The sequence below is a fragment of the Bradyrhizobium septentrionale genome (assembly GCF_011516645.4).
Lineage (GTDB): Bacteria > Pseudomonadota > Alphaproteobacteria > Rhizobiales > Xanthobacteraceae > Bradyrhizobium > Bradyrhizobium septentrionale.
Window position 1 is genome coordinate 284,778 of sequence record NZ_CP088284.1, and the last position, 16,151, is coordinate 300,928.

At 62.4% G+C, this 16,151-nt stretch carries 18 protein-coding genes and 1 pseudogene; 10 read left to right on the forward strand and 9 right to left on the reverse strand.

Annotation, left to right across the window (positions count from 1 at the left end):
- Positions 1-324: 324 nt before the first annotated feature.
- From HAP48_RS01140 to HAP48_RS01175, 8 genes are all read right to left on the reverse strand, one after another.
- On the reverse strand, positions 325-1,311 hold the full coding sequence (locus HAP48_RS01140) for a TrbL/VirB6 family protein (protein WP_166217512.1): 987 nt from the start codon (positions 1,309-1,311) through the stop codon (positions 325-327).
- 11 nt (positions 1,312-1,322) lie between these two features.
- Entirely contained in the window at positions 1,323-1,568 is a 246-nt protein-coding gene (locus HAP48_RS01145; protein WP_166217515.1) for an EexN family lipoprotein, read from the reverse strand.
- Complete coding sequence (gene virB5, locus HAP48_RS01150; RefSeq protein ID WP_166217518.1) at positions 1,565-2,287, reverse strand: P-type DNA transfer protein VirB5; 723 nt, start codon at positions 2,285-2,287, stop codon at positions 1,565-1,567. Before virB5 ends, HAP48_RS01145 begins: the two co-directional genes overlap by 4 nt.
- Complete coding sequence (locus tag HAP48_RS01155) at positions 2,284-4,650, reverse strand: VirB4 family type IV secretion/conjugal transfer ATPase (RefSeq protein ID WP_166217521.1); 2,367 nt, start codon at positions 4,648-4,650, stop codon at positions 2,284-2,286. Before HAP48_RS01155 ends, virB5 begins: the two co-directional genes overlap by 4 nt.
- The gene (locus tag HAP48_RS01160) at positions 4,643-4,981 is read right to left on the reverse strand and encodes a VirB3 family type IV secretion system protein (RefSeq protein WP_166217524.1); all 339 of its coding nucleotides are present in this window, start codon (positions 4,979-4,981) and stop codon (positions 4,643-4,645) included. The genes HAP48_RS01155 and HAP48_RS01160 overlap by 8 nt, the downstream gene beginning before the upstream one ends.
- Positions 4,981-5,277: a TrbC/VirB2 family protein gene (locus HAP48_RS01165; RefSeq protein WP_166217527.1), complete on the reverse strand. Its 297-nt coding sequence runs from the start codon at positions 5,275-5,277 to the stop codon at positions 4,981-4,983. Before HAP48_RS01165 ends, HAP48_RS01160 begins: the two co-directional genes overlap by 1 nt.
- A gap of 77 nt (positions 5,278-5,354) precedes the next feature.
- On the reverse strand, positions 5,355-5,924 hold the full coding sequence (locus HAP48_RS01170; RefSeq protein WP_166217530.1) for a lytic transglycosylase domain-containing protein: 570 nt from the start codon (positions 5,922-5,924) through the stop codon (positions 5,355-5,357).
- Positions 5,925-5,962: 38 nt separating this feature from the next.
- Complete coding sequence (locus HAP48_RS01175; RefSeq protein ID WP_166217533.1) at positions 5,963-6,598, reverse strand: acyl-homoserine-lactone synthase; 636 nt, start codon at positions 6,596-6,598, stop codon at positions 5,963-5,965.
- A gap of 206 nt (positions 6,599-6,804) precedes the next feature.
- Here HAP48_RS01175 and HAP48_RS01180 point away from each other — a divergent pair, with 206 nt between their 5' ends.
- The 9 genes and pseudogenes from HAP48_RS01180 (at position 6,805) to HAP48_RS01225 (ending at position 15,021) form a co-directional block, all read left to right on the forward strand.
- Entirely contained in the window at positions 6,805-7,530 is a 726-nt protein-coding gene (locus HAP48_RS01180; RefSeq protein ID WP_166217536.1) for a helix-turn-helix transcriptional regulator, read from the forward strand.
- 400 nt (positions 7,531-7,930) lie between these two features.
- Positions 7,931-8,251: a site-specific integrase gene (locus HAP48_RS01185; protein WP_166217539.1), complete on the forward strand. Its 321-nt coding sequence runs from the start codon at positions 7,931-7,933 to the stop codon at positions 8,249-8,251.
- A gap of 71 nt (positions 8,252-8,322) precedes the next feature.
- Entirely contained in the window at positions 8,323-9,666 is a 1,344-nt protein-coding gene (locus tag HAP48_RS01190; RefSeq protein WP_166204320.1) for an IS1380-like element ISBdi2 family transposase, read from the forward strand.
- Positions 9,667-9,959: 293 nt separating this feature from the next.
- Entirely contained in the window at positions 9,960-10,484 is a 525-nt protein-coding gene (locus tag HAP48_RS01195; protein WP_166217874.1) for a tyrosine-type recombinase/integrase, read from the forward strand.
- Positions 10,481-11,020 carry a site-specific integrase gene (locus tag HAP48_RS01200; protein ID WP_166217542.1) on the forward strand — a complete coding sequence of 180 codons (540 nt, stop codon included), beginning with the start codon at positions 10,481-10,483 and terminating at the stop codon, positions 11,018-11,020. Before HAP48_RS01195 ends, HAP48_RS01200 begins: the two co-directional genes overlap by 4 nt.
- Before the next feature lie 91 nt (positions 11,021-11,111).
- Positions 11,112-11,588 (forward strand): hypothetical protein, encoded by a 477-nt coding sequence (locus HAP48_RS01205; protein WP_166217545.1) that lies wholly within the window; start codon positions 11,112-11,114, stop codon positions 11,586-11,588.
- A complete protein-coding gene (locus HAP48_RS01210) occupies positions 11,585-12,511 on the forward strand; it encodes a DUF7007 domain-containing protein (protein WP_166217548.1) in 927 nt (308 codons plus the stop codon). Before HAP48_RS01205 ends, HAP48_RS01210 begins: the two co-directional genes overlap by 4 nt.
- Before the next feature lie 709 nt (positions 12,512-13,220).
- Positions 13,221-13,799: a hypothetical protein gene (locus HAP48_RS01220; RefSeq protein ID WP_166217551.1), complete on the forward strand. Its 579-nt coding sequence runs from the start codon at positions 13,221-13,223 to the stop codon at positions 13,797-13,799.
- A gap of 296 nt (positions 13,800-14,095) precedes the next feature.
- Positions 14,096-15,021 (forward strand): annotated as a pseudogene (locus HAP48_RS01225) (ArdC family protein).
- Positions 15,022-15,157: 136 nt separating this feature from the next.
- Here the strand turns inward: HAP48_RS01225 and HAP48_RS01230 are convergent.
- Positions 15,158-15,442: a hypothetical protein gene (locus HAP48_RS01230; RefSeq protein ID WP_156928855.1), complete on the reverse strand. Its 285-nt coding sequence runs from the start codon at positions 15,440-15,442 to the stop codon at positions 15,158-15,160.
- Between the two features lie 241 nt (positions 15,443-15,683).
- Here HAP48_RS01230 and HAP48_RS01235 point away from each other — a divergent pair, with 241 nt between their 5' ends.
- Positions 15,684-15,995 carry a DUF736 domain-containing protein gene (locus tag HAP48_RS01235; RefSeq protein ID WP_029083789.1) on the forward strand — a complete coding sequence of 104 codons (312 nt, stop codon included), beginning with the start codon at positions 15,684-15,686 and terminating at the stop codon, positions 15,993-15,995.
- Positions 15,996-16,151 lie beyond the last annotated feature (156 nt).

Consider the following 16,151-nt stretch of genomic DNA (forward strand, 5'->3'; position numbering starts at 1 on the left):
AAGAGGCTGCAATGGCGGCCTGGTGGTCTGATGCAGCCAGTTGCGTGGAGGGCGCTGCCGGGGCGATCTCACCCTTGCGGATGTCTGGTGCCGGTGCGGACGGCGGAATAGGCGGCTCCGGCGTCGCCAATGGCGTACCCGTCTCCCAATCCCACAGCGAACGATTGAGCGGCCGCCGAGCCTGGCCATCACATGATGGCGGTCCCTTTGACCAGCTCGCGCAGCCGCCAAGCTGAACTGCGATTAGGCAGATGATGAATAGTCGACGCCACATCGTTCTGATGCCCCTGTTTGTCGTTGTCGCCTGTTGCCGGCGATGATTGTCTACGTCGCGGCGGTCCCCTGCGATCGGGTGCGCTGCATACTGCCGCCCTGCCGGCTCGCTCTTAGTGCGGCGAGACCCCGGCTGGCTGACCAGCGCGCGCCGGCATAAGCGCCGCCGGCTGCGGCCGTCGCGTTGGCAATCATTGGGCTCGTGACCAGCCGGCTTGCGAGCGAAGCGCCACCCCCGGCGAGGCCGCCTGCGATGACCGGCAGTTGAAGCGCGATGTATCCGGACAGACCGAGCACCGCGCTGATGGCGACCGCAGCTACCACCATCTCGCCGGCCGTGCCGGCGTTTGCAGCGAACCTGTCGATGAAGCCGCTGACGGTGGTCAACATCAGCCCGACCAGAGCGACCACCAGCACCAGCAGGATCACGAAATTCGCGACCTGCCGAAGCCAGGCCTCCGTGAACGGGCGCGTGGCCTCAAATAGTCCAAGCGCAATGAAGAGCGGCCCAAGCGCGATCACGACGCCCAGACCAACTTTGGCATAGAGCAGGATGGCAAATTGTAAGAAGGAACCAACCGCGACAAAGACCAGAAGAATGGCGGCAATCAGCGCTGGCGCGATGTTGGTCAGTCCGGCCTGTTTGTAGATCCTATTTGCTACGTCAATTCCTTTGGTCAGAAGCTGATCTAACGGAACCCCCGAATTGGTATTCAGTCCAGCACCAGCCAACGCATTGCCAATCTCCTTCGGCAAGGAATCAAAGAACAGCCCCGTGACGTATTGCTGAAACGCGCTTGAGTTGGTCGCTAGCAGCACCACGACTACGATCCGCATTGCCCGCCAGGCAAACTCCATGATTGGCTCGGAGATTGCGCCCCGCATCACCGCAAAGCCGTAGAGGATGACATAGAGCATCACGGCCGTGCGAAGAGGACCATCAATGTAGGAGGCAAGATTCGATACCGAGGTCGACACGAACGTCGTGATCGGCTGCTCGAACTCCTTCAGAAAACTGTCAAAGACGTTTATGGCCATCGCGGCGATCCTTACTTTAGGGCGTCTTCCATCTCTTGGACGGTAATCTTGTTGCGAGCCTCGTTCGCATTGATACAGTTCGGCGTCTTTGCGAACTCCCCGGGATTGTCGCCGCACGTGTTGAGAGCCGCCGCAAGCTCGTCCCGATGGTCGAGATACCAGCCGACCGTATTTATGCGCTGACTCTGGTCGACCTCGTTGCAGCCCGTAAGCACAGCGGCGAAAGACAGTGCAACTATGGACGTGTTCAATTTCATTGCAGAGCCGCCTTCATTTCATCAACCAGTTGTTCTTGCTTCTCGCGTTCCCGCTGGCCATCCATGTCGGCGCGGGCCTGCTGGATCATCGCAAGACCCTGCATCCGAAGCACATCGTTCTGCAGCAATGCCTGTTCGGCCTGCAGCCGCGCCGACAGATCGAGAGTCTCCTTGACGTCGGTTGCCGAGCTGATGCGTGTTCGTAATTCTTCGAGCGCATCGATACGCTGCGAGGCGGTGTCGTAGACCGCCTGGCCCATGGAGTGCTTGGCGCCAGTCTGCCGTGCGATCCGGTCCAGCTCGCTCTGGTAATACGAATTGCCACTATTGCCTGCATAGGTGCGGTTCTGTGAAAGATAGTGGTTCATCGCGTCAGCGAAGTTGCCGCCACCCTGCCCCGCCACGAGACGTTCGATGTCAGAGAATTGTTGGGGCAGCACTTTCCGGAACTGGGGCGTGTTTAGAAGCGCGCCAATGTCGTTGGCGTTGGTCCGCTTGTTGAAACTGTCATAGAGCTGCTTGGCCTGGTTCAGTTGATCCTGCGCCACCTTGAGCTGCGACGTCAGGGTATCGACCTGCTTCTTCAGTTCCGTCAGTTGCTCGAATTGCCGTGCATAGACGCTCGGATCGAACACAATCTCCGCTGCTGCGGGAAATGCCGTCAGGAGGGCCACGATAGACACGCAGGTGAAGATTGCCGGGATACGCTGAACCATCATCGGACGGCCCTCCGCTCCGCTTGAAATACGGGCAGCCATTGGGCTGGATCGTCGCCGACCTCCGCCCGGACGCGATCGAGCAGCTCGACAGTTTCCGTCCGTCCCGACAACACGGCGAGCGCATCATCGAACCCGCCGAGGTCTAGCTCCGCCACCACCGAGTTGTGGCCTTGTTTGACCAGGAACCGCCGGCTTTCGGGCGCGAGCTCCTCCTTGATCAGGCGGAATTCGGTGTCGGTCAGATGGAAGCCGTCGACATAGTCCGAGCGCATTCCCCGCGCGTTCGGCAGAAAAATCTGGGTCGGGCATTGCTCGACAATGGTGTGTGCGATCGGGGAGGCCAGCGCGTCGCGCGGCGACTGCGTGCCGAACACCATGACGCCGTTCTGTTTGCGGATGGTTTTGAGCTTGTTGTTGGCGAGATCCCGAAATGCTTCGTCGCCAAGCGCCTTCCAGAACTCGTCGATGTCGATGATCAGGCGCCGGCCGTCGATCAGGCGCTCGACCCGATAGAACAGATACATCATGAGCGGCGTGCGAACGGTCGGATGATCAAGCAGATCGGTCATGTCGAAACCGATGAACCGGGCGTCTAGCCCGATTGCATCTTGCTCGCCATCCAGCACCCAGCCGAAAGGAGCGCCTCGGCACCATCGCTCCAAGCGAGCGCCGATTCCTTCGCGATCCTGCTGGCCCAGAAAAGCCCGCAGCGCTCCGAACGAGCGCTCCGCCTGCCGCAAGTGAGCAAGGGCTCGCAATCCGGAATCGATCCGCTCCTCCTCGATCACGGTCAGCGGACGGTTGTCTGGCGTTACGAGCTTCCGGACAAGCTCGCCCAGGAACGAAAGATTGGCTGGCGTCAGCTCCAGCGCCTTGAGCGGCGCGCAGCCGGTCTCAACGCCGTTGCGGAGTGTCAGATAAGTGCCGCCGGCGGCGCGAACGAATATCTCCGCACCGCGGTCCTTGTCGAAGAAGACGTAAGTGGCGCCGAGCCGCTCGGCCTGCGACAGCAGGAAATTCTGCACGACGGTTTTGCCGGACCCCGAGGGGCCACAGATGAAGGTATTGCCGAGGTCGCCGTGATGGAACGAGAAATAAAACGGCGAGCCGGATGCGGTTTTGAGCATCGCAACCGCTGGCCCCCAGTGGTTGCCGGCAGGCTGTCCTGTGGGATAGGTGTGGAATGGGGAGAATGCCGCGAAATTGCGTGAGCTGATCGCCCCAGTTCGTGCGCGATATTTGAACAGCCCGGGAAGCTGCGCCCAATAAGCCGCTTCAAGGCCGAGATCTTCGCGCGCCACCACGGCGCCCGCGTCGGCCAGAGTGCGCCGCGCCACGCTCATGTGATCCTGCAGCTGTGAAGGCGTCGCGGCATAAATCTGCAGCGACAGGTGATGGTCCCCAAGTGCGAACCTGTTGGATTCGAGATCGTCGAGCGCGTCACCGAGCTCGTCGATCTGTGAGGCCGCCGGATCCTGAGCCGAGACCAGCTGGTTCTGCTTGCGTGTCAGGACCGTCTTGGCGTCGGCTTTCGACAAAAACGCGAAGGATTGCGTGACGACAAGTTCGAAAGGCGCGGAAAGCAGCGCGTTCAACAGGCCTGGCCGGGTGGACGCCGGATATTCCTTGAGTCCGAACATGCCAGCGAAGCGCGAGCCGCCGGCGCTGCGGATTTCAATGGCTTCACGGCCGAAGATAACACGATTTGAGTAGAGTGCGGGGCCGATCGGCCCTTGCGGCAACGGCATTGGCATCCACTCGCCGGAGGCCACGGCGTGGAGTAGCTCCATTGGCTCTGAGAAGGTGATGCCGTCGCGCTCGGCCAATCCGAGAGCATGAGCGCCGTAGCGCTCCAATGCCGCGACCATATCCCGCGTCGCATCGTTGAGCCGCTTCAAGGCGTCGCTGTCGACCTCGATGGAAGCCGCAGCGCTCCGGCCAAGCCGCCTGAAGAACGCAGCTGCGGCATCGGCGGGGGCGCGAGCAGGATGCCAAACCAGCGTCAGATAGAGATCATTACGAAATAGCGCTGCCTTGCGAAGCTGCTCGCGATATTGCGCGTCGAGCGAAGCTGCAAAGATCGATCGGAATGCCCCGTCTGGATAGTCTGACGTCCGGCGCCGCACCAGATGAGTCCAGAGCGCCAGCCGCGGATCCGCAACATTGCGTAGAGTGAGATTCAGCTTGGCGTGAAGGTCATTCAGGTCCGCCGTCTCGGCGGTCTCGAACGAGGTACCGTCGAGCCGGATCACCGTGAGCAGCGCTCGCGTCGTGAGACTAATCACCGTATCCGTGACGTGCCGGCCGAACGGCAGGTAGACATCTGGCCCGATCTCCCGGGTTTTGAGCGCCGTGTTACGCATAGCCGAGGTCTCGTGCTTGATATCGCCGAACGAGCTTGAGGGGTGTGCAGGATGATCCGCCCCAGAATAACGCGTTACGCGTGCGTCCACGGGTTTCGATCCAGGCGAGCAGAATTCGGAACATATTGGGGTCATGCCGACAGATGATGCGGCAAAGACCATGGATCGGAATCGCGACCAGGCCGTAGATGATGCTTCCGGCCGCCAGGAATAGGATGCAGGAAAACATGACGTTGAGCGCCATGGCTTCCATGGTGACGCCGGCGATCATGGCCGGGCGCGTGCAGGCGAGGAACAAGGTGTCCTCCGTGAGACGCGCGGCTTCGATCATCATCGACCTCCGGTCAAGGTCGAGACCACCTCGGAGGCGCCGAACGTGATGGCGACACCGAGCACGACATAGGCGGCCTTGCGCAGATCGAGATAGCCGAACATCCAGGCGATGCCGACGATGATGACGGCAAGCGTGGCCAGCAGGCGCGCGACGTTGCCAGTCAACATGTTGACGATATTTTGCAGCACGCCCTCGATGTTTGCCGTCTGCGCCAGCGCCGGCTCAACCAAGGTGATGCTGAGTACGGCCCCCATGCAAAGCAGGGCAGCAGAGTGTTTAAGAGGAGAAGTCATGGCACGGCTCCGATTGGCACTGCAGCCGGACCAGCCCGGACCGCGGTGATGAGTTGAGGGCAGAACAGAAGAATCCCTTATCGTTCATAGACGAAGGCTGATGTGCCGAGACCTGAGCGGTAGACGTCCCAGTTCGGGCGCTCCCTGACGGAGCGAGCTGGCATGTTGCTTGTCGGCATGTCAGCGTTGGAAATGTCGGCAGCATCGGCCGGCAGGGTACGGGGCTCGGGCGTTGTTCGGGGAGCTTTGGCTGCAAAGCTCGCAACAACCCTGGCAATAGCCTGATCGCGGCCCGCGGCGTTCACCCTTGCTGCTTGCAATCGGGCCTCGAACAATCTGCCAAGGCCCGCGATATGCTTGCAGGCGTCGAAGGTCGTGGTAGCCGTCAACCCGGCCTGCTTGGTTTCATCTGCATCAAGTTGCGCGAGACCGGTCTGGACCGACTGGCCGGCGGTAATGGCCTCAGTCGCGAGCTGGATCGCTTCGTCACGGTCACTTGCCTGAATAGGAATCGGTTTCCGCCCCTGAATTGTGATGAGCAGCGGCTCGAACGAGCTCGCTTGCCGCACAATTGCCGTTAGCGGCCGCAAGAGGTTCGGCGTCGGCGCGCACTGTTCGACCAGAGCTGAGAATGCAGCTGGATCCATTGTTGATGACTTTGTTTCGGGAGTTGAAGACGCGGACGCTATGCCGCGAGCGGAAGGCTTGACGGCGCTTCAATTGCACGCCCCGAAATCTTCCCGGCCGCTCGGATTGCGCCGAGAGCGTCATTGGTGACAGGCAACAGTCCAGCCACTGCTTTGGTCGTCCCGATTTGACGGGGGGCGCCGAGGCGGTCGAGACGCCATCCGGCCCGGCGCAGGATGCGCTCCATGCGCAGATCAGTGACGGTCGCGATCGCCTGCAGGTCGAGCTGCTGGCCCCATTCAATCATTGCCGCAAAGAGCAGGTACGTTGCTTCCCGCAAGCCGTTCTCAGCTGTCACCGCGACGTGTTTGGTATCAACGCAAAAGCGCGAGCTCTCCCAGATCTTGACTGCATTCGGTGCCGCGTGGCCATCCAGCAACACCGGGAACGTATCCGCCAGCATGTTGCGTCCAGTAGTGGGCAGCAGGCGCACGCAACCGACCAGCTCGCGCTGCTCGAGCGCCAATAGATAAGTCGGCTTGAATGAGTCGTACTGATCGATCTCCAATCCGCCCGCGACAGAGACATCCCAGTCGAGCCGCTCCTTGAACACGCGCCCTCGCAGACGATGCATTCCTGTCGCCAGTTCAAAATCGCGCAGAAGCGCCGCACGCGAGCGCACAATGACCTTCATTCTTAACCTCCTGCTTACGAATCACAGCTTCGAGATCAAGAAAGCAGGCACGATCACAGCGTTGCGCTGTCAGTTCTGACAGGGCGTTTTGGAATTGTTCTTGCCGCAAAGCTGCCGCAACGTCGCAATACACGCCCACACGCAGCGCGCGAAGCAAGCGCGTTGTTCGCTTTAGGGAACTCAGAACAGTTCAAAAAAGGGGCGCAATGAAAGGTGTCAAACGAGCATGCGATGAATTTGTCGATTGTCTTCACTCTGCCCATACGGAAGATGATTTTCGGCGAGTCGCGGAACGAACTGCGCATGCATTGGGTTTCCGCTGGTTCGCCTATTTTGGCCACCGTGCGAACGGCCCCAAACTGATCTCTTCCTATCCGAAGAGTTGGACAAGTCACTATTTTCGCGAAGGGTACGACAACATCGATCCCGTTCTTCAGGAACCGCGAAACACAAGCCGGATGCTGCTGTGGGATGGCCGTGAGGCGCGAAGCGCAAAGTCGCCGAGAGAACGCCGACTATTTGACGATGCGCTCAGCTTCAAGATCAGGACCGGTCTGACGGTTCGCATGCCCGCAAGCCAAAACCAGGTCGCGGCCTTTACGCTCGCGGTGGACGACCGCAGCCTTGGGCTCGAGCGTTTCATCGAGACCTCACAAGACATGTTGCAAACGGTGGGTCTCAACTTCCATGCCCACGTGAGTGCCAAGATCGGACGTACGTCATCAGGCGGGATAGGAAGCCCACTAACCCAGCGCGAGCGGCAGTGTCTCGCGTGGATCTCTGACGGCAAGACGATGCAGGACATTGCGGAGCTTCTTGACGTCACGCCGCGAGGCGTGAAGTTTCATCTGGACAATGCCAGGCGAAATCTTGCCGCACTAACCCTTCCACACGCTGTGGCCCTCGCGCTTCGGCAGGGATTGCTCCCGTAATGCATAGAACAGCCGTGAGGGTTGGCAAGCATGGCTCAAGATCGGCGGTTAACCCGAGTGAGCGTGCCAAAGAGGTGCAGCGGCCTCATCAAGTGAGTTCGGCGCGCATCATTTGCGGTATTCAGCTAAAAGCGGATCGCTGCTCGCAGTGTCTTCGAGCAGGATGGGCGTCGCCCTGCGGGCCGGGCTGTTGGCTGCGCTGAAGCCCCGCAAGCGGGTCGTCCCCCTTGCGGGCTGCCTTATGCCAAGTGCTCGATTATGCCGAGCACTCGGCTTTATCGCGTCGATTCGTTAGTGAATCGAGCAATTTCCTGTGCACGACTCGGGATAATCCAGGGTCTTTCTCGAATAATCCAAGAGCTTTCCCGGTTGGCCATCCTGGCCACGGGAGAGAACAACAATGCATTTCCAATCCGAGATCGATGCTAACTCATGGTTGCACAGCTATGATTGCTACTTGCGTGACGTCGCCGGTGCGGCGGCGGCGACGCGGATACGATACTGGCGCGTCGTACGCCGGTTCGTTGCCGCCTGTTTTGATAACACTGACCAATGGGCCACGCTGTCGGTTCAGCAGATCACTGGCTTCATCTGCGAGGAAGCGGCATCGAAGAAGGGGTGTGGCCGCGGAGTGCCGGTGACCGCGGTTCGGTCATTCCTACGGTTTCTAGCCCGTCTTATTCGTCAGAGTGCGCCTGAGAGGCTGGCGAGCGTGGTGTAAAGCGCTGATGCGGCGTAGGATTCGGTTGCGAAGCCAACCCCATCACCTCAACCGCGAACGCCACGCCCGCCATGACCGACGATACGATTCTGCCCTTCTCGTTTCCAGCCGTTCACGCCAAGAAAGTCACAGCTGCCTTCGATGGCGGTCGGCTGACCTCGAACGGGGGCGTGATGCTTCTGGCGATGGCCGAGCGGCGTCTCGGCTTGGCCGACAATTTGGCCCGGGTGTTCCCGGATCGGCGCGATCCGACGCGGGTCGTGCACAGCCTTGTCGATATGTTCCGCGCGCGCATGTTCGCGATCTGCTGCGGCTACGAGGACGCCGACGACCTCGATCATCTGCGGTCCGATCCCGCATTCAAGCTGGCCTGCGGACGGCTGCCGGACACGGGTCGCGATCTGTGTTCCCAACCGACGCTGTCGCGGCTGGAGAATGCTCCGCGCCTGCGCGACGTGATCCGACTGACCTACACTTTGGTCGACGCATGGATGGATAGCTACCCGCGCGAGCCGGCATCCGTCACGCTCGACATCGATGATACCTGCGATGTCGTCCACGGCCATCAGCAGCTCTCGCTGTTCAACGCTCATTATGACGAACGCTGCTTCCTGCCGATCCACGTCTACGACACGGAGAAGAGCCGGCCCGTGGCGGTCGTGTTGCGGCCCGGCAAGACGCCGGGCGGCGTCGAGGTGCGTGCCCATCTGCGCCGCCTGATCCGGCATATCCGGACGCGGTGGCACAACACGCGAATTACGTTCCGTGGCGACGGGCACTATGCCCGGCCGGAGGCCATGGCGTGGTGCGAGACCAACGGCATCGACTACATCTTCGGTCTGTCCGGCACCAAGCCGCTCGCCAGAAAACTCGACGAGGCCGCCGACGACATCCGCACGCGACGCGCCATCGAGAACCTGCCGGTTCTGCGTGGCTATACCGAGACGCGCCACAAGGCCAAGTCCTGGGATCGCGAACGGCGTACCGTCGCCCGTATTGAGGCGACGATGCTCGGCCTCGACATCCGTTTCGTCGTCACCAGCCTCGATGTCGGCTCGGCCGAGTGGATCTACGACAGCCTGTATTGCGCGCGCGGCCAAGCCGAGAATCTGATCAAGCTGCATAAGACACAGCTCGCCTCCGATCGCACCAGCTGCCGTTCGGCGCTCGCCAATCAAGTCCGCCTCGTTCTCCACACCGCCGCTTATTGGCTGATGCTGACCGTGCGCGACGCGATTCCCAAAGCCCGGGAATTGGCCACAGCCGAGTTCGCGACGCTGCGTCTTCGTCTCTTGAAACTCGCTGCCCGTGTCGTCGAGACCACGAGCCGCATTCGCCTTGCGTTTGCCGCGGCATGTCCCGAAGCCGACCTGATCCGCGGCTTGCCAGGCGCGCTGCTGCCGCTCGGTCCTTGACCGGCGGGGCATCCGCCCCCCGTTCGCCCAACCTACACCTCAAGCGCGTTGCAAAGTACGGGTCGGTCAGGCGGTGAAAAGCCGAAGGCAATCCCGCGCGCCTCGTCAGAGCAGATGTGCGGCCACATCAAGCGGACTAAAAAACGCACTCTCACGAATAGGACGGGCTAGCTTGGCGCGGCATCGTACCAAGCGGGCTCGATCGCGCGATTCCGAGGACGCGGCTGGCGGCGCATGCGAGCTTACCGCGGCGCCTATCAGCCGACGACATTTCGCGCTTACTCGACGCGGTTATGACCAGCAAAGCGCCGTGCCGCGATCGGGCAATACTACTCCTGGCCGTGCAGTTGGGGTTGCGCTGCGCCGAGATCATTGCAATGGAGATCGACGATATCGATTGGCGAGCCGGTGTCATTCGTACCCGCATTCGCAAGTCACACCGCGAGAGGGCGATGCCCTTACCTCAGGATGTAGGGACGGCGCTTGCAGCGTATATTGAACAGGAGCGCCCCTCTGGGTCGGGTCGCGGCTTGTTCATAGGCGTCAACAATCCGCCCAGCCGCCTCAGTAATACCACTGCGATCACCCAGATCGTCAAGCGCAACCTGAGGCGTGCTGGGATTCCGCTCGGTCGGCTTAGCGGCGCGCATATGCTGCGCCATACGGCAGCGAGCCGATTGATCAACGGCGGTGCAAGCTTCAGCGAGGTTGCCGACCTGCTAGGCCACCAACGCCTCCAAACCACTGCCATCTACGCCAAGCTCGACCTCGCCACACTATCGCGCGTCTCGATGCCATGGATCGGAGGTGCGCGATGACCGGTCCGCTGGAATTCGAGCGACACGTCGATGACTATCTGGCGATCCGCAAGGCTGTCGGCCTGACAAACACGAGACATGGGCGTGGGCTACGAGATTTCATCGCTTACGCCAAGAACATCGGCGCGACCGATGGATCTCCAATTCGAGCGGCGACTGCGGTCTCATGGGCATGGGATCACGCGCCTGCGACGTGCGGCATCAGGGGGCGAGGCGATCGGCTTATCCTCGTCCGGGGCTTTCTCAATTATCTGGCTGCGATCATTCCGGGAACAGAAGTGCCGGGCTCGCGCGTCATCGCCGCAGGTCGGCGGCGTCGGCCGTATGTGTTCTCCGACGAGGAGACGACGACTCTTATAAACTCGGCCAGACGGTCACACTCGCGTGTACCGATTCGACCAATCGTGCTGTCAACAATGCTTGGTCTGCTCGGAAGCACCGGGATCCGCGTAGGCGAAGCGTGTCGTTTGACCATGGCGGACGTGCGCCTCGACTCTGACGAAGAGCCCGAGGTATTCAGGGAGGCGGCGGAATAGAGGAACGCGCCTTTTCTGCCGAACGATCCAACGCCGCCGGCCCAGCCGGCGGCGGCTTTGTTTCCACGCACACGCAAATGAGGAGGACACGATGTCCGCGCACACGATCTTCGACAACGCACCCATCGGCTCGATCGTCACGTGGTCCGACGGAACGCCGCAGCCGCCGGCGCGCTTCAGGAAGAAGCTCGCCGCGTGGCAGTCCAGCAACAGCAGGGGCCGCCTGATCCGAAAGCAGGGCGGACGAGGTGTCGGCAATATCTCGCTGTCGGCCTGTTTCACCCTGCACGAGGTCGACTATGGCGCCGGCGGCGTCATCGCGATCCGCGTCCACCGGACGTTTTCGCTGGAATCGAAGCTCCACTTCACGGTCGTCGAACGTCCGGCCATCGGCTCGGTCCGCGTGCTCGACCGCTCCGGCGACGACGCCGAACTCGTCCATCTCGCCACGAATGAGGCCGACGCGAAGGTGTGGCTGACGCGCCACGGCTATCCGCACGCAGTGCTGGAAGACGTGACGGCCGACGAGGCAGGCGCCGACATCATTGAGGGGAGGACCGCGGCATGAATGCACCATCTCCCGCTTCCGACGAAGCCCCTGATACCCCGGGCATCTCTTTTGGCCGCAGCGGTGACGGCCTTCTCGTCGCGTTTGTCGGCGAGACGGCCTTTGCGATGGCACCGGCCCCCGACGGACGGCATTATCTCGAGACGGGCTGGCGAATCTCCCGCCCGATGGGCGAATGGACGCGCGGCGATTTCTACGGACATTCCGGCGAGCTCGCCGACGAGACGGCGTTTCGCAACGCTGTGCTCGAAAACGCCGAGCATCAGCGCGAGCGCAGGATGCTCGGCCGGGTCGAAGAGCATTCGCGCGCCGACACGCCTTGGGGCGCCTCGCAGGGCGTGACCGTCTACGCCGAAGGCGTCACGGCGCATTCCACGGCTGGGCACGGCGGTTTCAAGCTCTCGGCCGAGCAAAACCGCAAGGTCCACCCCCTGCTGCGGTCGAAGGGCGGCTGGTACGAGGAAGATGCCGCATGGGCGATCGTGGCGATCACCTTCCCGCATCTTTTCACGGCGTTCGAACGGCGTTGCGCCGAGAAAACGATCAAGCACAGTTGGCCGGGCGCCTGGGAAACGATCTTCGGCGCGATCCTCAAGCCGGGCGAGTCCTACGAAAAGGACCGTCGCGCCTTTGAGCAGGCGCACGCGCGGGACTGGATCGTCATATCGGTTATTACCTCAAAGCGCGCGGCCGGCTTCGTCGAAACTGTCGCCACGCCGGGCGGCAAGCGCGGGCCGGGGACTGAGGAGCGTCGCTTCCTCGTCCCTTCCGACGAATATCAGGTCAGCCGCTTCGGCTTCGTGATCGATGAGGCGCGCCACCAGGTCTACGGCGGCCCCTCCGACTTCGCTGTCTCTCTCCCGGACGACTACATGCCGGACGAGTCCGCCTCCCCCTTGTGGCCTGTGGGGACGGAGCGATGATCGAACCTCAAGACCGACGCCTCCTCACGCGCATGGAAGCCGCGCAAGCCGAGACGCAGCGCCATCTTGGCGTCATCGAACGCCAGATCGCGGCACGCGCCGACGGCTGACGATCACCGACCGGGCGAAGCGCCGGCAGCACGGCCGGAGCGCATCGAGCTGGACGAATGCAGATGAGCGGCTGTTTCAGCAGCATGTCGCGGAGCTCGCCTTGGCCCGTCGCGGCGAGATCGACTCTCTCACGCGCAAGCTCGATCGGCAGGAGACGGGATCGCCGAGTTTCGGACGCGTCATCGCGTTTCCGCTGCGTGGCGGTGAGAGGCGAAGGACCCACCGATTGGAACGTGAGCGGCGCGCGCGAACACTTCATGTCGAGGCGGAGAGTTCAGCGGGTTTGGTCCAACCTCTCACGGTTTCGGCGGCGTGCTGACCCTTGGCCGTCACTCCCTCGGTTTGTGCTGCGGTCTGAACCGGCCGCGATCCGCTTCAAGGGCAAGTCGCGAGGCGATCGGCGGCCGCCGTCTCGCGATGGGGGCCGCGTTCTTCGCAGGCCTGAAGGCCCGCTCGCCCGCAACCCACCCATGCTCGCCTTGGCAGCCACCGCCCCCTGAAGCCGCCCGCTGAAGCCGGTTCTGGTCGACCGCACCCGAGGGAGCGACGGACAAGGGCCCGATCGCGTCCCAAGGCGAAACCGAGAAAGGATCTCATGATGACCAAGACCGCCCGCTCCCCCCGCTCCTCCGCCCGTGTCATCCCGCTCCGCCGCGGCACGACGCTCGAAATGGTCCGCCTCGTCTGCCCCGACTCCGCACAGACACTGCGCATCTCCGAGAGCTTCGGCCTTGCGGTCCTCGACAGCGACGGCATCCGCGACTTGCACGAGCGGCTCGTTATCGAGACCGCCGACGCACTCAAGGATGGCCTGAGTGAACGCGCCATGCAGATTCACCTGCAACGGATCGTCGGTGCTTATGTCGGGTCGGCCCACGGCGCCGGCCAGTTCTACACCCGAGCTGTCACCGAAGCGCGAGATGCGACCGCCAAGCTCGCCAACGACAGCCGCGATGAGGACCTCGATGGTCCGGTCGGCTTCGATAGCCAGGCACAGCGCAAGCGTGAATTCGCCGCCGACATGGGCGCGCAAGCTCACGCGCTTCGCGTGGCCGCCGTCGCCGCCTACGAACAGGTCGTCGGCGAGACCTGGAAGCCTTTCGAGCGTCCCGTCGACAACACGACCGATACCGTCGGCCGGAAAGCGGCCAAGGCGCAGATGTCGGCGTTCGACTGACCGCCGGCGCGGGGCCTCGGCCCCGCGCCTCTTCCACTGCCGCCACCTGATGGGCCGGTCCGCGAGACCGGCCCTTTTTTGTGTCGCCGCTGCAACAAAGGAAGCCGCCTCCGGTGCCCCTCGCCGTCGCGGGCCCCTCCCGGGCCGTGGTCCTGCGCCGGACCCGATGTCCGCGCAATGGCTTCGCCGTCCTTCGCGCTGCTTCGGCCCTTCGGGTGCGCGGACTTCGAGCCCGGCGGTGGCGGACCCCGCGAGGGGCCGCGATGGGCGCGGCCTCCCGAACGGAGGTTATTATAATGAGCAGGAACAGGGAAAAGTCGCGAGGCGACCTGTACGCCCGCATCACGGACCGCATCATCGCCGAGCTCGAACGCGGTGTGCGCCCCTGGGTTCAACCCTGGACCGCCGCGAATATAGCGGACCGCATCACCCGACCGCTGCGACACAACGGCCAGCCCTATACGGGCATCAACGTCTTGCTGCTTTGGTCAGAAGCCATCGCGCGCGGCTTCTGCTCGCCGATCTGGATGACGTTCAAGCAGGCCAGCGAACTTGGCGCGCATGTCCGTAAGGGTGAGACCGGCAGCACTGTGGTGTATGCAAGCCGCTTCACCAAAACGGAGACCGACGCTCACGGCGACGAATCGAACGGGATATCCCCTTCCTCAAAGCCTACACCGTCTTCTGCGTCGATCAAATCGATGGCTTGCCCGCGCATTACTACGGTCGGCCGCCCGTCGTCACATCAACGATCGAGCGCAACGCGCACGCCGACGCTTTCTTTGCCAACACCGGGGCGATTGTTCGGCACGGCGGCTCGATGGCGTTTTACGCGCCTTCGTCCGATCATATTCAGATGCCGCCGATCGAAAGTTTCCGCGACGTGGCCTCCTATGTTGCCGTCAGAGCCCATGAGACCGTGCATTGGACCGCTCCCGCTCACCGCGTCAATCGCGATCTCAGCCGTTACGGCAAGGATCGGAGCGAACGCGCGCGCGAAGAATTGATTGCGGAACTCGGCAGCTGCTTCCTCTGCGCGGATCTCGGGATCTCTCCCGAACTCGACCCGCGGCCGGATCATGCGAGCTATGTCAAGTCGTGGTTGGAGGTCTTGTCGAATGAGAAGCGCTTTATCTTCTCGGCTGCCGCGCATGCGCAACGCGCCGTCGCTTATCTGCACGACTTGCAGCCCAAAGCAGCTGACGTCGAGGAGGCAGCATGATGAGCGCACAGCGTGATTGGGGCCGGCGCGTACCGGCCCGCACTTATCCGGCGATCAGCGCAGGGACCGCGGCCCCTTTGCTTGGCCGCCACGTCGAGGCCCCTTTATTCCTCATGCTGCGCGACCTGACAGGGATCTAGCTTCCTTCGAGGGCGGCCGCCGTTCTGGCTTTGCACAGGTCGTCGGCTTTGCCGAGCAAATCTCGTTCGCGGCCTGCGGGTTCACTTTGCGGGTCGCGTGATTCTTGACGGCTGAGCAGCGTGCTTACCTTCCGGGTTCGGGCCTCGACCAGCAAGCTTGAGGAATTGTCAGATGTGCGGTGAGCGGTGATCGGGTTCTTTCCTCGGTCAAGGTTTCGATGATCGCAGTTCGTGTTCTTGGCCGTTTCTTCTGGCACACCCACGTCGTCCTTGATTGGCATGTCTGACCGAAGGGCGGCGTCGCTTAAGCGCCGCCTCGCTCTTATCCCCGCAACAGCCGGTTACGACTTTCTTCCCCTGGACCGCTGCGCGTCCATTCCTCGCGCAAGACAAGAAAGTCGTGCCCTGGCTGCCCTCTACTGCGTGCCGGCCCCTGCGGGGTGCGGGTCGACCGCCTCCGGTCTGTCGCCAGCCATCGAGGCCGCGATGGGCGTGGCCCGGAAACTGAAAAAGGACACGACAATGGCGACCATCGGCACCTTCACCTCGACCGGCAACGGCTTCACCGGCACGGTTCGCACCCTCGCCCTCAATGCCAAAGCCAAGCTGGTGCGGGTCGAGAACCCCTCCGACAAGGGACCACACTTCCGCATCTTCGCCGGTAATGTCGAGCTAGGAGCGGCTTGGCAGAAGACCGCCAGGGACACCGAGCGCGATTACCTCTCGGTCAAGCTGGACGACCCGAGCTTCCCGGCTCCAATCTATGCCACCCTGATTGAGGTGGAAGGCCAGGAAGGTCTTCAGCTCATCTGGTCCCGCCCCAGCCGGGACTGAGGGCCCTCGAGAGCGGCCTCGCCGAAAGGCGGGGCCGCGTCTGCATTGACACCAGCAGATGTGCGCACGCTCAGGGCCTCAGGCGCGGGTATGGAGCCGTTTAGCTTATTGTTACGAGGGTATGAACCGACCAGTTTGAACCTCCTCCGAATGAGT